14 protein-coding genes are annotated in these 14,663 nt (G+C 63.7%); all 14 read left to right on the top strand.

Features of this window, described 5'->3' with window-relative positions; genetic code table 11:
• Positions 1-2: 2 nt before the first annotated feature.
• Positions 3-1,286, top strand: a complete 1,284-nt coding sequence (gene nuoF / locus EPO55_RS21905; RefSeq protein WP_296339428.1) for an NADH-quinone oxidoreductase subunit NuoF — start codon at positions 3-5, stop codon at positions 1,284-1,286.
• Positions 1,287-1,302: 16 nt separating this feature from the next.
• Positions 1,303-3,351 (top strand): NADH-quinone oxidoreductase subunit NuoG, encoded by a 2,049-nt coding sequence (gene nuoG / locus EPO55_RS21900; RefSeq protein WP_296339427.1) that lies wholly within the window; start codon positions 1,303-1,305, stop codon positions 3,349-3,351.
• A 3-nt stretch (positions 3,352-3,354) separates the two neighbouring features.
• On the top strand, positions 3,355-4,392 hold the full coding sequence (gene nuoH, locus EPO55_RS21895) for an NADH-quinone oxidoreductase subunit NuoH (RefSeq protein WP_296339426.1): 1,038 nt from the start codon (positions 3,355-3,357) through the stop codon (positions 4,390-4,392).
• A 12-nt stretch (positions 4,393-4,404) separates the two neighbouring features.
• Complete coding sequence (gene nuoI, locus EPO55_RS21890) at positions 4,405-4,893, top strand: NADH-quinone oxidoreductase subunit NuoI (protein WP_296339422.1); 489 nt, start codon at positions 4,405-4,407, stop codon at positions 4,891-4,893.
• A gap of 22 nt (positions 4,894-4,915) precedes the next feature.
• Complete coding sequence (locus tag EPO55_RS21885; protein ID WP_296339421.1) at positions 4,916-5,530, top strand: NADH-quinone oxidoreductase subunit J; 615 nt, start codon at positions 4,916-4,918, stop codon at positions 5,528-5,530.
• On the top strand, positions 5,530-5,838 hold the full coding sequence (gene nuoK, locus EPO55_RS21880) for an NADH-quinone oxidoreductase subunit NuoK (protein ID WP_296339420.1): 309 nt from the start codon (positions 5,530-5,532) through the stop codon (positions 5,836-5,838). The genes EPO55_RS21885 and nuoK overlap by 1 nt, the downstream gene beginning before the upstream one ends.
• A gap of 15 nt (positions 5,839-5,853) precedes the next feature.
• Positions 5,854-7,827 (top strand): NADH-quinone oxidoreductase subunit L, encoded by a 1,974-nt coding sequence (gene nuoL, locus EPO55_RS21875; protein WP_296339419.1) that lies wholly within the window; start codon positions 5,854-5,856, stop codon positions 7,825-7,827.
• A gap of 4 nt (positions 7,828-7,831) precedes the next feature.
• Positions 7,832-9,346: an NADH-quinone oxidoreductase subunit M gene (locus tag EPO55_RS21870; protein ID WP_296339418.1), complete on the top strand. Its 1,515-nt coding sequence runs from the start codon at positions 7,832-7,834 to the stop codon at positions 9,344-9,346.
• Positions 9,347-9,365: 19 nt separating this feature from the next.
• Entirely contained in the window at positions 9,366-10,808 is a 1,443-nt protein-coding gene (nuoN, locus tag EPO55_RS21865; RefSeq protein WP_296339417.1) for an NADH-quinone oxidoreductase subunit NuoN, read from the top strand.
• The gene (locus EPO55_RS21860) at positions 10,808-11,539 is read left to right on the top strand and encodes a biotin--[acetyl-CoA-carboxylase] ligase (RefSeq protein WP_296339416.1); all 732 of its coding nucleotides are present in this window, start codon (positions 10,808-10,810) and stop codon (positions 11,537-11,539) included. The genes nuoN and EPO55_RS21860 overlap by 1 nt, the downstream gene beginning before the upstream one ends.
• Positions 11,540-11,551: 12 nt before the next feature.
• Positions 11,552-12,322 carry a type III pantothenate kinase gene (locus tag EPO55_RS21855; protein WP_296339415.1) on the top strand — a complete coding sequence of 257 codons (771 nt, stop codon included), beginning with the start codon at positions 11,552-11,554 and terminating at the stop codon, positions 12,320-12,322.
• Positions 12,319-13,971, top strand: coding sequence for a ribonuclease J (locus EPO55_RS21850; RefSeq protein ID WP_296339414.1), 1,653 nt, complete (start codon positions 12,319-12,321; stop codon positions 13,969-13,971). The genes EPO55_RS21855 and EPO55_RS21850 overlap by 4 nt, the downstream gene beginning before the upstream one ends.
• Positions 13,972-13,996: 25 nt before the next feature.
• Positions 13,997-14,401, top strand: coding sequence for a methylmalonyl-CoA epimerase (gene mce, locus EPO55_RS21845; RefSeq protein ID WP_296339412.1), 405 nt, complete (start codon positions 13,997-13,999; stop codon positions 14,399-14,401).
• A 14-nt stretch (positions 14,402-14,415) separates the two neighbouring features.
• Positions 14,416-14,663 (top strand): DUF1467 family protein (locus EPO55_RS21840; RefSeq protein ID WP_296339411.1); only part of this gene is annotated, 248 nt, incomplete at its 3' end.

Here is a 14,663-nt window from a genome sequence, read left to right as displayed (position 1 = left end):
CGATGCTGAGCGACAAGGACCGCATCTTCACCAACCTCTACGGGGTGCACGACTGGCACCTGGCCGGCGCGCGTGCGCGGGGGGCCTGGGACAATACCAAGGCGATCCTCGACAAGGGCCCGGACGGCATCATCGACGAGATGAAGAAGTCGGGCCTGCGCGGCCGTGGCGGCGCCGGATTCCCGACCGGCCTCAAATGGTCCTTCATGCCCAAGGAAGTGAAGGACCGTCCACACTACCTGATCGTGAATGCCGACGAGTCCGAGCCCGGTACCTGCAAGGACCGCGATATCCTGCGGCATGATCCCCATCTGTTCATCGAGGGCTGCCTGGTCGCCGGCTTCGCCATGCGCGCGAACGCCGGCTACATCTACGTGCGCGGCGAATTCTACAACGAAGCGCAGAACCTCATCACGGCTGTCCGCGAGGCCTATGAAGCCGGTCTGCTGGGAAAGAACGCCTGCGGCTCCGGCTGGGATTTCGACCTCTACGTTCACCGCGGTGCCGGCGCCTATATCTGCGGCGAGGAAACCGCACTGCTGGAGAGCCTCGAGGGCAAGAAAGGCATGCCTCGGTTGAAGCCGCCATTCCCGGCCGGATCGGGACTCTATGGTTGCCCGTCGACGGTGAACAACGTTGAGTCGATCGCCGTGGCACCCACCATCCTGCGCCGTGGGGCGACATGGTTCGCGGGCATCGGCCGGCCGAACAATACCGGCACCAAGCTGTTCTGCATATCGGGCCACGTGAACAAGCCCTGCAACGTTGAAGAAGAAATGGGCATCCCGCTGCGCGAGCTGATCGATCGCCATGCCGGCGGCGTGCGCGGCGGTTGGGCCAATCTGCTGGCGGTGATACCGGGCGGCGCTTCGGTGCCGCTACTGCCCAAGTCGATCTGCGACACCGTCCTGATGGATTTCGACTCGCTGCGCGACCAGAAGTCGGGGCTTGGGACGGCGGCTGTCATTGTCATGGACAAGTCGACCGACATCGTGAAGGCGATCGCTCGGCTCAGCTACTTCTACAAGCACGAGAGCTGTGGCCAGTGCACGCCTTGCCGGGAAGGCACCGGCTGGATGTGGCGCGTCATGGAACGCATGGTGACGGGCAATGCGCGTATCGAGGAGATCGACGCGCTCGAGGACGTAACCAAGCAGGTCGAGGGGCACACAATCTGTGCGCTGGGCGACGCGGCCGCCTGGCCGATCCAGGGGCTGATCCGCCATTTCCGGCCCGAGATGGAGCGCCGCATCCGTGCGCGCACCGAAAAACTGGCGGCCGAGTAGGGGCGGGGAGCAGGCAATGCCCAAGGTGACGATCGACGGAGTCGAGATCGAGGTGCCAGCCGGCATTACGGTGCTGCAGGCTTGTGAACTGGCGGGCGTCGAGATCCCACGCTTCTGCTACCACGAGCGTCTGTCGATCGCCGGCAATTGCCGGATGTGCCTGGTCGAGGTGAAGCCGGGGCCACCCAAGCCGCAGGCAAGCTGCGCGCTGCCCGTTGCCGACAAGCAGGAGATCTTCACCCAAACGCCGACGGTCAAGAAGGCGCGCAACGGCGTGATGGAATTCCTGCTGATCAACCATCCGCTCGATTGCCCGATCTGCGACCAGGGCGGTGAGTGCGACCTGCAGGACCAGGCGATGGGCTACGGCTTCGACCGCAGCCGCTTCCACGAAAACAAGCGCTCCGTGCCGGACAAGGAACTGGGTCCGCTGGTCAAGACCTCGATGAACCGCTGCATCCACTGCACGCGGTGCATCCGCTTTGCCACCGAGGTGGCGGGTGTCGAGGAACTGGGCGCCACGGGCCGCGGCGAGAGCATGGAAGTCACGACCTACGTCGAACATGCACTCAGTACCGAGCTTTCGGGCAATCTGGTGGATCTCTGCCCGGTCGGCGCTCTGACCTCCAAGCCCTATGCCTTCGAAGCCCGGTCGTGGGAACTCAGCAAGACCGAATCGGTCGACGTGATGGACGGGCTTGGCTCCAACATCCGCATCGACACGCGGGGCGCCCAGGTAATGCGCGTACTGCCTCGCCTCAATGACGACGTGAACGAGGAGTGGATCTCCGACAAGACACGCCACGCCCTTGACGGCCTGCGTCATCAGCGCCTGGACCGACCCTATGTGCGGCGCGGCGGCAAGCTGGTCGAGGCGACCTGGGATCAGGCGTTTGCCGCGATCGAGGCCAAGCTGAAAGGTCTCGACGGAACCAAGGTGGCGGCGATCGCCGGCGACCAGTGCGACGCCGAATCGATGCTGGCACTCAAGGATCTGATGACGGCACTGGGATCGCCCAACATTGACTGCCGTCAGGATGGTGCCAAGCTCGATGGACCGCGCGGCAGTTACATCTTCAATCCAGGCGTACGTGGCATCGACTCCGCCGACGCGATCCTGCTGATCGGGACCAATCCGCGCTGGGAATCGCCGGTCCTGAACGCACGGCTGCGCAAGCGCTACCTGTCGGGTCACTGTGCCATCGCCAGTGTTGGGCCCGCGGTCGATCACACCTATCCGGTCGAGCGGCTCGGTGCCGGACCGGCCACGCTGCGCGACCTCGCCGACGGCAAGCTCGGCTTCTTCGAGAAGCTGAAGGCCGCCAAGCATCCGCTGATCGTGGTCGGCATGGGCGCGCTGGTGCGCGAGGACGGTGCCGCCGTCCTGGCGCTGGCCCGTGATCTCGCCGAGAAGCTGAATGCCGTCCGCGCCGACTGGAACGGCTTTGCCGTGCTTCACACCACGGCAGCGCGTGTTGCCGGCCTCGACCTCGGCCTGGTGCCGGGCGAGGGTGGTCGCGACGTTGAAGGCATTCTGGCCGGCTGCGAGAAGCGCGAGATCGAGTTGGTCTATCTCCTGGCAGCGGACGAAATTGACACCAAACGACTCGGCAAGGCCTTCGTTGTCTATCAAGGCCATCACGGGGATGCCGGCGCACACCGCGCCGACGTAGTCCTGCCCGGTGCCGCCTATACCGAGAAGCCCGGAACCTATGTGAACACCGAGGGCCGCGTGCAGCTTGGCCAGCGCGCCGGCTACCCGCCGGGCGATGCCCGAGAGGATTGGGCCATCCTGCGCGCGCTCTCCGAGCGGCTGGGCAAGACCTTGCCCTACGATTCGCTCGACCAGGTTCGCGCCCGTCTTGTCGCCGTGAACAAGAGCTTCGCCGCCCTGGACCAGCAGGCCGCTGGCACCTGGGGCATCTTCGGCAAGACCGGGGCGCTTACTGACGCGCCGTTCGCCTCGCCGATCGCCAATTTCTACATGACCTGCCCGATCAGCCGGGCGTCCAAGACGATGGCGGAGTGCATGGCCTCGCGCGCCCACCTCATGGCGGCGGAGTAGGGCATGAGCGCCGATCTGATCCAGTTCTTCACGGTCAACTGGCTGGGCCAGCTCATCGTCATCGTGGCCCAGTGCCTGGCCGTCACGGTGCCGCTACTGGTGTCCGTGGCCTACATGACCTATGTCGACCGCAAGGTCTGGGCCTCGATCCAGCTCCGGCGCGGCCCCAACGTGGTCGGCCCATTCGGCTTGCTGCAACCCTTCGCGGACGGCCTAAAGCTCGTGCTGAAGGAAACCATCGTTCCGTCGAGCGCCAATGCCGTGCTGTTCATCATTGCGCCTATGATCGCTTTCATGACGGCGCTGGTGGCCTGGGCGGTGGTGCCGTTCGACGACGGCTGGGTCATCGCCGACATCAATGTCGGTATCCTCTACCTCTTCGCGATCTCCTCGCTCGGCGTCTATGGCATCATCATCGCCGGCTGGGCGTCGAACTCGAAGTACGCCTTCCTGGGCGCTTTGCGCTCGGCCGCCCAGATGGTGTCCTACGAAGTCTCGATCGGATTCGTGCTGATCACGGTGCTGCTCTGCGTCGGCTCGCTCAACCTTTCCGACGTCGTGATGGCCCAATCCGGCGGATTCTGGCACTGGTTCTTCCTGCCGCTGCTGCCGATGTTCGTGATCTTCTTCGTGTCGGCGCTGGCGGAAACCAATCGCACGCCTTTCGACCTGCCGATGTCCGAAGCCGAGCTGGTCGCGGGCTTCCATACCGAATACTCGGCGATGACGTTCGGCCTGTTCTTTCTCGGCGAATACGCCAATATGATCCTGCTGTCGGCGCTGGGCGCCGTGCTGTTCCTGGGCGGCTGGATGTCGCCGATCCCGTATGCCCCCTTCACCTATGTCCCTGGCGTCGTCTGGTTCGCGCTCAAGATCGCGTTCCTGCTGTTCGTCTTCAGCTGGACCAAGGGCACGCTGCCTCGCTACCGCTACGACCAGTTGATGCGGCTGGGCTGGAAGGTGTTCCTGCCCGTCTCGCTGGGCTGGGTCGTCCTCACCGCCGCCGTACTGCAGTTCGGCGGCTGGGTTCCGAAGTCCTAGGGAGAACGCACAATGGCCTCTCTCGACCGCACCGCGCGCGCCTTCCTGCTGACCGAGCTGGTTTCGGGATTCGCGCTGACGCTCAAGTACATGTTCAAGCCCAAGGTGACGGTGAACTACCCGCACGAGAAGGGGCCGCTCAGCCCGCGCTTCCGGGGCGAGCATGCCCTGCGTCGCTATCCCAACGGCGAAGAGCGCTGCATCGCCTGCAAGCTCTGCGAGGCGATCTGCCCCGCGCAGGCGATCACCATCGAGGCCGAGCCGCGCGACGACGGCAGCCGGCGCACGACGCGCTACGACATCGACATGACGAAATGCATCTACTGCGGCTTCTGTCAGGAAGCCTGCCCGGTCGATGCCATTGTCGAAGGCCCGAATTTCGAATTCTCGACCGAGACCCGCGAGGAGCTGATGTACAACAAAGACAAGCTGCTCGCGAACGGCGACCGCTGGGAGAGCCTGATCGCGGCCAACCTCCACGCCGACGCCGCGTATCGCTGAGCCGGGCGCGGGGGGAGAGAACATGCTGCTTCAGGCTCTGGCCTTCTACGTCTTTGCGGCGGTAACCGTCGCGTCGGGCGCGATGGTCGTGGTCTCGCGCAACCCGGTCTATTCGGTGTTGTTCCTGATCCTGGCCTTCTTCAACGCCGCGGCGCTGTTCGTGCTGATCGGCGCCGAATTCATCGCGATGATCCTGGTCATCGTCTATGTCGGTGCGGTCGCGGTGCTGTTCCTGTTCGTCGTGATGATGCTCGACATCAACCTGGTCGAACTGCGCGAAGGCTTCCTGAAGTACCTGCCAGTCGGCGCCATGATCGGGGTCGTGCTGTTCGCCGAGATTCTTCTGGGCTTGGGTGTCCTTGGTGCCGGTTCGGCTACGATGACGGCGCTGAACAAGCAGGGCGCCCAAGTTCTCGCGATCGACAATACCCGCGCCATCGGCCGAGTGCTCTACACCCAGTATTTCTACCTCTTCCAGGTGGCGGGCATCGTCCTGCTGGTGGCCATGATCGGTGCCATCGTTCTGACGCTTCGCACCCGCCCGGGCGTACGCCGCCAGAAGGTCGGTGACCAGATCAACCGGACCAAGGAAGAGGCGATGACGGTGGTCAAGGTGCCGACGCGAGGAGGCGTGTGATGACCATCGGTCTCGGCCATTACCTCACGGTCGCCTCGGTGCTGTTCACCTTGGGCATCCTGGGCATTTTTCTCAACCGCAAGAATGTCATTGTCATCCTGATGTGTGTCGAGCTGATGCTGCTCGCCGTCAATATCAACCTCGTCGCTTTCTCGATCTTCGAGGGCAACGTCGTGGGCCAGGTCTTCGCCATGCTGGTGCTGACCGTGGCGGCCGCCGAGGCGGCGATCGGGCTGGCCATCCTGGTGGTCTATTTCCGCATCCGCGGAACGATCGCCGTCGAAGACATCAACGCGATGAAGGGCTAGGGGCGCGCACTCATCATGGACCTCGCCGTCAAGCTCATCGTCCTCCTGCCGCTGCTCGCCGCGGCGATCGCCGGTCTTTTCTGCCGCTTGATCGGCGACCGGCCGGCCCAGATCGTGACCTGCGCGGCGTTGCTGATCGCGGCTGCCCTGTCGGTCTTCGTGTTCATCCGCATCGGCTTCGGGCCGGAAAGCGGCAAGCTGATCGTGGTCAAGCTTTTTACCTGGATCGGCTCGGGAACCTTCGATGTCGATTGGGCGCTGCGGGTCGATACGCTGACGGCGGTCATGCTGATCGTGGTCACCGTCGTGTCGTCGATGGTGCACGTCTACTCGATCGGTTACATGGCCGAGGATACCAGCATCCCCCGTTTCATGGCCTATCTCAGCCTGTTCACCTTCTTCATGCTGATGCTGGTGACGGCGGATAACCTTGTGCAGCTCTTCTTCGGTTGGGAAGGGGTGGGTCTCGCCTCCTACCTGCTGATCGGCTTCTGGTACGACAAGCCCTCGGCGAACGCCGCCGCCATGAAGGCCTTCATCGTCAATCGCATCGGCGACTTCGGCTTTGCGCTCGGCATTTTCGCCGTATGGATGCTGAGCGGGTCGGTCGGCTTCGCCGACATCTTCGCCAAGGGCCCGGAAATGGCCAAGATGCGTATCGAGTTCCTGGGCATGAACTTGCCGGCGCTCGAGACGGCCTGCCTGCTGCTGTTCGTCGGCGCCATGGGCAAGTCCGCCCAGCTCGGCCTGCACACCTGGCTGCCGGACGCCATGGAAGGCCCAACCCCGGTTTCCGCCCTGATCCATGCTGCTACCATGGTGACGGCCGGCGTGTTCATGGTCTGCCGGCTATCCCCGCTGTTCGAACTGGCGCCGGTGGCGCTACAGGTCGTTACCTTGATCGGTGCGGCAACCGCCTTTTTCGCCGCCACCGTGGGCCTTACCCAATTCGACATCAAGCGGGTGGTCGCCTATTCGACCTGCAGCCAACTCGGTTACATGTTCTTCGCCTGCGGCGTCGGCGCCTACTCGGCGGCGATGTTCCATCTCATGACCCACGCCTTCTTCAAGGCGCTGCTGTTCCTGGGCTCAGGCTCCGTCATCACCTGCCTCCATCACGAGCAGGACATGCGCAAGATGGGCGGCGTGAAGGAAAAGGCGCCACAGACTTTCGTGTTGATGTGGGTCGGCACGCTCGCCCTGTCGGGTATCGGCGTTCCCTTCCTCCTCGGCAACGGCGTGGGTTTTGCCGGCTTCTACTCCAAGGACATCATGCTGGAGTCGGCGTTCGGAGTACACACGACGGTGGGCCTGATCGCGTTCTGGCTGGGCGTGGCGGCCGCCTTCATGACAGCGTTCTATTCGACACGCCTGATGTTCATGACGTTCTATGGCAAGTACCGGGGCGACCATCACACCTGGGATCATGCGCACGAATCACCGCAAGTCATCCTGATACCGCTCTATGTGCTGGCGATCGGAGCCGCGCTGTCCGGCTATGTCGCCTATGACTGGTTTGTCGGCCACGACTGGAAGAGCTTCTGGGGGCAGTCGATCGCCCTGAAGTCGACCGAGGAAGTGCTGCATCACGCGCATGAAGTGCCGCTGTGGGTGAAGCTCCTGCCACTGGTCTTCGCGCTATCGGGAATCGCGCTCAGTTACTACTACTACATCGTCAAGACCGACCTGCCGGAGCGTACGGTCAAAGCCTTTCCGGCTCTGCACGCTCTCTTTTTCAACAAGTGGTACTTCGACGAGATCTATGACGCGCTCTTCGTCCGGCCGGCGCTCGCGATCGGCCGCGTCCTGTGGAAGAAGGGCGATGGTGCAATGATCGACGGCCTCGGTCCCGACAATATCGCGGCCCGGGCGCAGGACATGGCCGGTGTGCTGAGCCGCTTCCAGAGCGGCTACCTCTACCACTATGCATTCGTGATGCTGGTCGGCGTGGCAGGCCTCGTCACGTACTTCATGCTGGCGATGGGGTAGGCGGATGTCGAGTTGGCCAATCCTCTCCCTCGTCACGTTCCTGCCGCTGGTGGGTGCATTCTTTTGCCTGGTCGTGGACGGCCCGAAGGAAGCCGTCGACCGCAACTGCCGCAGCGCCGCGCTGATCACATCGCTGGCGACTTTCCTCGTCTCGTTGGTCCTGTGGGTGCGCTTCGATGCCACCAAGGCGGGCTTCCAGTTCGAGGAGAAGTTCGACTGGGTACCGGCGCTCGGCATCGGCTACCACATGGGCATCGACGGCATTTCACTGTTCTTCGTGCTGTTGTCGACCTTGCTGACGCCGATCTGCATCCTGGCGAGCTGGGAATCGATCAAGGTCCGCGTTAAGGAGTACATGATCGCGTTCCTCGTGCTCGAGACCTTCATGGTCGGCATGTTCTGCGCCCTCGACCTCGCTCTTTTCTACATCTTCTTCGAGGGCGTGCTGATCCCGATGTTTCTGATCATCGGTGTCTGGGGCGGCAAGCGGCGGGTCTACGCAGCCTTCAAGTTCTTCCTCTACACGCTGCTGGGTTCCGTGCTGATGCTGCTGGCGATCATCGCCATCTATTGGCAGGTCGGCACCACGGACCTGCCGACGACGATGGAGAAGCTCAATCTGCCCTTCACCTGGCAGTGCTGGCTGTGGCTCGCCTTCTTCGCTTCCTTTGCGGTCAAGGTGCCGATGTGGCCGGTCCATACCTGGTTGCCCGATGCCCACGTCGAGGCGCCGACCGCCGGCTCGGTGATCCTGGCCGGCGTGCTCCTGAAGATGGGTGGATACGGCTTCCTCAGGTTCTCGATTCCACTCCTGCCGGAGGCATCACAGTATTTCGCGCCGCTGGTCTTCGGCCTCAGCATCGTGGCCATCGTCTACACCTCGCTGGTGGCGCTGGTGCAGGAGGACATGAAGAAGCTGATCGCCTATTCGTCGATCGCCCATATGGGTTTCGTGACAATCGGTGCCTTCGTCATGAACATGCAGAGCGTGCAGGGCTCGATCTTCCAGATGCTGAGCCATGGCATCGTCTCCGCTGCGCTCTTCCTTTGCGTCGGCGTCGTCTACGACCGCATGCATACCCGCGAGATCGCAGCCTACGGTGGTCTGGTGCATCGCATGCCGCGGTATGCCTTCACCTTCATGTTTTTCACCCTGGCCAGCGTCGGCCTGCCGGGCCTGTCGGGCTTCGTTGGTGAATTCCTGGTCCTGGTGGGAACCTTCAAGGCCAACACGTGGGTGGCGTTCCTGGCGACGACCGGCATCATCCTGGGCGCGGCCTATGCGCTCTGGCTCTACCGCAAGGTTATCTTCGGAGAACTTACCAAGGACTCGCTGAAGGGCATTCTGGATATGAACCGCCGCGAGATCGCGGTGTTCCTGCCGCTGGTGCTGATCACGCTGTGGATGGGCATCTATCCCAGTTCTTTTCTCGATCCGATGGCGCCTGCGGTCGACAAGCTGATCGGCGACTATCACGCCGCCCTGAAGCTCGCCCGCACCGCGGCATTGGCGCCGTGAGCGGCCGGGAGTGATGAACATGATTGTCGGTCTGGAATCCTGGGCGCTGGCACGACCGGAGATCTTCCTGGCGGCGGCGACGCTTCTGCTGCTGATCTACGGCGTCGTGCGCGGCGAGACTGCGACGCCGTTCGTGTCGGTGGCGACCTCTGTCGTGCTCCTGGCGACGGCGGTGCTGCTGTTCGCGCCGTATCGCGAAGGAACCGCTTTCGCCTCGCTCTTCATCGTCGATCGCCTCACGACCACCATGAAGGCGCTGGTGCTGATCGGTGCTGCGGTCGCGGTCCTGATGTCGCGAGCCTATTTCGAGCAGGCCAAGGCGTGGCGCTTCGAGTACCCGCTGCTGGTCGCGCTGGCGACGCTCGGCATGATGCTGATGATTTCGGCCAACGACCTCATGGCTCTCTATGTCGGCCTCGAGCTGCAGTCCCTGGCGCTCTACGTCATCGCCGCCTTCCAGCGCGACAACCTGCGTTCAACCGAGGCAGGCGTGAAGTACTTCGTCCTGGGATCGGTCGCCTCCGGCATGCTGCTGTTTGGCGCCTCCCTGATCTATGGCTTCTGCGGCGGCACGGCGTTCGTCCAGATCTCGCGGGCGCTGCTCGACGGCAAGGCTGCCGAATTCGGCGTCATCGTCGGGCTGGTGTTCGTGGTCGCGGGCCTTGCCTTCAAGGTTTCGGCCGTGCCGTTCCACATGTGGACACCAGACGTCTATGAGGGCGCGCCGACCCCGGTCACGGCGCTGTTCGCTGTGGCACCCAAGATCGCCGCCATCTCGCTGATGGTCTCGGTCCTGATGGGCCCGTTCAAGCCGCTGTTCCTGCAGTGGCAGCAGATCATCGTCGTAGCCTCGGTCCTGTCGATGGCGCTGGGCGCTTTTGCGGCACTCCGCCAGCAAAACATCAAGCGCCTGATGGCCTATTCGTCGATCGGCAATGTCGGCTACGTGCTGCTCGGGCTGGCGAGCGGCAGCGAGAAGGGAATCCAGGCGATCGTCTTCTACCTTGCGATTTATCTGGTCATGACGCTGGGTGTGTTCGCCACAATCCTGATGATGAAGCGCCGCGGCGTCATGGTCGAGAACGTCTCCGACCTGGCGGGCCTGGCCAAGAGCCAGCCGATGATGGCCTTCGCCATGTTGCTGTTCATGTTCTCGCTGGCTGGAATCCCACCGCTCGCGGGTTTTTGGGGCAAGCTCTATATCTTCATCGCAGCGGTCGAGGCCAGGCTCTTCATTCCCGCCGTGCTGGGCGTTCTCGCCTCCGTCGTGGCGTCCTACTACTATCTCCGCATCGTCAAGGTGATGTACTTCGACGAGGAGAGTGAAACGCTCGATCGCACGCCATTCGGCGTGAATCGTGCCGTGGCGTTAATCGCGGCCGTGCTGGTGACGGTGTTCTCGCTGGCGCCACAGCCGCTCAGCCTGATCGCGGCGGCGGCGGCGAAGGGCTTGTTTCCGTGATGTCCGCGCCCGTCCTGCCGGACGGGTGGACGCTGGTCGCGCTGGAGAGCGTTGGCAGCACCAACGACGAGGCCGCGCTTCTGGCCGAGGGCGGTGCTGCCGAGGGAACGATCGTGTGGGCCCGCGAGCAGACCGGTGGCCGTGGCCGCCGTGGCCGCCACTGGGCCTCGCCAGCCGGCAATCTCTACAGCTCGACCGTCCTGCGGCCTGATTGCCTCGCGCCGCGCGCCACCGAACTCGGGTTTGTTGCCGCCCTCGCGGTTTCCGATATCGTCCCGTCTGGCCGCGAGGTGAGGGTGAAGTGGCCGAACGACGTCATGGTCGATGGCGGCAAGGTCGCGGGCATCCTGCTCGAAAGCTCGATCGGCCAGGGTGGCATCGTCGAGCACGTCATTGCGGGCATCGGAGTCAACGTGGCCTTTGCCCCGCAGTTGCCGGAGATGCGTTATCCGGGCTCGGCCCTCGGAGGCTCGGTCGAGGCGGCTCTGGAAGGCCTCGCACAGGCACTGGCCCGGAGGCTCGCCGATTGGCGCCATCACGGTTTCGAGGGGGTACGGGAGGCGTGGCTTGCCAAAGCCGGACCGCTCGGCGCGACCGTCGACGTCAGGCTGGGAGAGGAGCTGGTCAGCGGTCGCTTCGCCGGGCTGGACCGCGAAGGCGCATTGCTGCTGGATACGGCGGCCGGTCCACGCAAGATCGTGTCGGGTGAATTGCTGGGCCGTGCGGCCTGAGGAGAAGGCGCGATGCTGCTTGCTATTGATGTCGGCAATACCAATTCGAAGTTCGCCGTATTCGACGGCAACAAGATCGTCGCGCAATTCCGGCTACGCACAGAAGCCAAGCGCACGGCTGACGAATACGCCGCCTGGCTGACCCAGCTCATGGATTTGCAGGGCTTTGACCCGCATTCGATCAAGGGTGCGATCCTGGCGAGCGTCGTGCCACCGGTGAATCCGCACATCCGCCGCCTCTGCGAAACCTACTTCAAGTGCAAGCTGCTGATCGTCGGGGAACCGGACTGCGAACTCGGGATCAAGATCCTGATCGATCGGCCACAGGAGGCCGGCGCCGACCGCCTGGTGGGCGTGATCGCAGGCCACACGAAGTACGGCGGGCCGTTGATCACCATCGATTTCGGCAGCGCCACCACGTTCGATCTTGCCGACAAGGATGGCAATTTCATCGGTGGCGTGTTTGCGCCGGGCGTGGAGCTCACGATCGAGGCGTTCTACCTAATGACCGCCCGGCTGCCGCGCATCCGGGTCGAGAAGCCGGCGAAGGTGATCGGCAAGAGTACCGTGGCCAACATGCAGTCGGGCATCTTCTGGGGCTACGTCGGGCTGATCGAGAGCCTGATCCGGCGCATCCGGGCCGAATACGGCGAACCCATGAAGGTGGTGGCGACCGGTGGGCTCGCCGCCGTGTTCAAAGACGAGATCGGCCTATTCGACGCCATCGAGCCCGACCTGATGTCGCTGGGACTGCTGGAGATATGGCGTCGCAACAGCAAATGACCGTCCCTTCGAACGACGAGTTGCTGTTTCTCGCCCTGGGCGGTGCCGGCGAGATCGGCATGAATCTCAATCTCTATGGTCATGCCGGCAAGTGGCTGATGCTCGATCTCGGCATCGCCTTCGGTGACGACAGCATGCCGGGCGTCGAGGTCATCATGCCCGATCCCGGCTTCATCGAAGAGCGGTGCAAGGATCTGATCGGCATCGTGCTCACACACGCGCATGAAGATCATCTGGGGGCGGTGGCCGATCTCTGGCCGCGCCTGAAGGCACCGGTCTATGCCACGCCGTTCGCTGCGTCGGTATTGCGGCGCAAGCTCACCCAGGCTGGCCTCGTCGATGACGTCCGGGTCACGGAAATCCCGCTGCGGGGAAAGTTCAGCCTCGGCCCGTTCGATCTCGAGATGATCACCATGACGCATTCGATCCTCGAGCCGAATGCACTCGCCATTCGCACCAAGTTCGGCACCATCTTCCACACCGGTGACTGGAAGATTGATCCTGAGCCGCTGATCGGGGATCTGACGGACGAGGCGATGCTGAAGCGCATCGGCGACGAGGGCGTGCTGGCGATGGTGTGCGACAGCACCAACGTCTTTGTCGAAGGTGAAGCCGGTTCCGAGGCGATGGTGCGTGCCAATCTCAAGAAGCTGGTGAAGGGACGGAAAGGGCGCATCGCGGTCACCTGCTTTGCCTCCAACCTTGCACGAGTGGAGAGCATTGCGCTGGCGGCGGTCGCGGCGGGGCGCCATCCCGTTCTGTCCGGTCCGGCGCTGCTGCGCATGATCGAGGCGGCGCAGGAATGCGGCTACATGCTCGATTTTCCCGAATGCATCGGCCCGCAGGACGGGGCCTACCTGCCGAGGGACAAGGTGCTGTTCATCTGCACCGGCAGCCAGGGCGAGGCGCGAGCTTCCATGGCCAAAATCGCCAATGACGAGCACCGCGACCTCGTGCTGGAGGAGGGTGACACCGCGATCTTCTCCTCGCGCGTCATTCCAGGCAATGAGCGCTCGGTCGGGCGCCTGCAGAATGCCCTGATGGCACGCGGCGTCGAGGTCATCACCGACCGCGAAGCCAATGTCCACGTTTCCGGCCATCCCGCGCGCGACGAACTCGTGAGGGTTTATCAATGGGTGCGGCCCCAGATTGCCCTGCCCGTCCATGGCGAGGTCCGTCATATGGTCGAGCATGCAGCCCTCGCACGGGCCTGCCAGGTGCCAGAGACGATCGTGGCCCCCAACGGAACCCTGGTCAGGCTGGCACCGGGTCCGGCCGAGATCATCGACCATGTGCCGGTCGGCCGCCTGGCCCGCGACGGCGACGGCCTGGTGGCGCTCGATGGCGGCGTACTCCGCGAGCGTCGCAAGCTGCTATGGAATGGCGCCGCCGCGGCGACCCTGGTGATCGATGGCAAGGGCCGAGCGGTGGCGCCCCCCAAAGTGTCGCTGCGAGGCATCGAGGACGAGGACGGTGCGCTTGCCGAGGCCATCGTCGCAGGGCTGCGCGAGATGCTGGCCGACCTCAGCCCGGCCGAGCGGAGCGATGATGGTCGGATCGAGGAGGCCTCCCGCCAGACCGTCCGGCGCGTCGTGCGCGCACACCTTGGCAAGAAGCCGTTGACGGACGTTCACATCGTCCGCATCTAAGCTTCGAGACTGTCTGGAGGGCCTGATGATCGGACGACTGAACCACATCGCCATCGCTGTGCCGGACCTGGCCAAGGCCTCGGAGCTCTACCGGACCGTCATGGGCGCCAAGGTAAGCGCCCCAAAGGCGCAGCCGACGCATGGGGTGACGGTGGTGTTCGTGGAGCTGCCCAACACCAAGATCGAGCTCCTGCACCCACTGGGCGAGAAGTCGCCGATCGCCAATTTCCTCGCCCGTAACGCCGACGGCGGCATCCACCATGTCTGCTACGAGGTCGAGGACATCTACGCTGCCAGAGACAAGCTCAAATCCCAGGGCGCCCGGGTGCTGGGCGATGGTGAGCCCAAGATCGGTGCCCACGACAAGCCGGTGTTGTTCCTGCATCCCAAGGATTTCACGGGCACGCTGATCGAACTCGAGCAGGTCTGAGGAGGGCTGCGGCCATGAGCTGGGCCACCGGTGTCATGGTCTACATCGTCATCTGGTGGACGGTGCTCTTCGCCGTGCTCCCGCTCGGTGTTCGTCGTGTCGAAAAGCCGGGCAAGGGCGAGGAGCATGGGGCCCCTGAGCGACCTGAGCTGCTCCGCAAGGCAATCATCACGTCCGCCGTCGCGGCCGTACTCTGGCTGGGGTTCTATGGGCTGCATTGGGCCGACGTCCTCAGCTTCCGCAGGCTGGTCGACGGTAGTTA

This window comes from Reyranella sp., from assembly GCF_004296935.1.
Classification (GTDB): domain Bacteria; phylum Pseudomonadota; class Alphaproteobacteria; order Reyranellales; family Reyranellaceae; genus Reyranella.
This window is presented reverse-complemented; position numbering and strand designations above follow the sequence as displayed.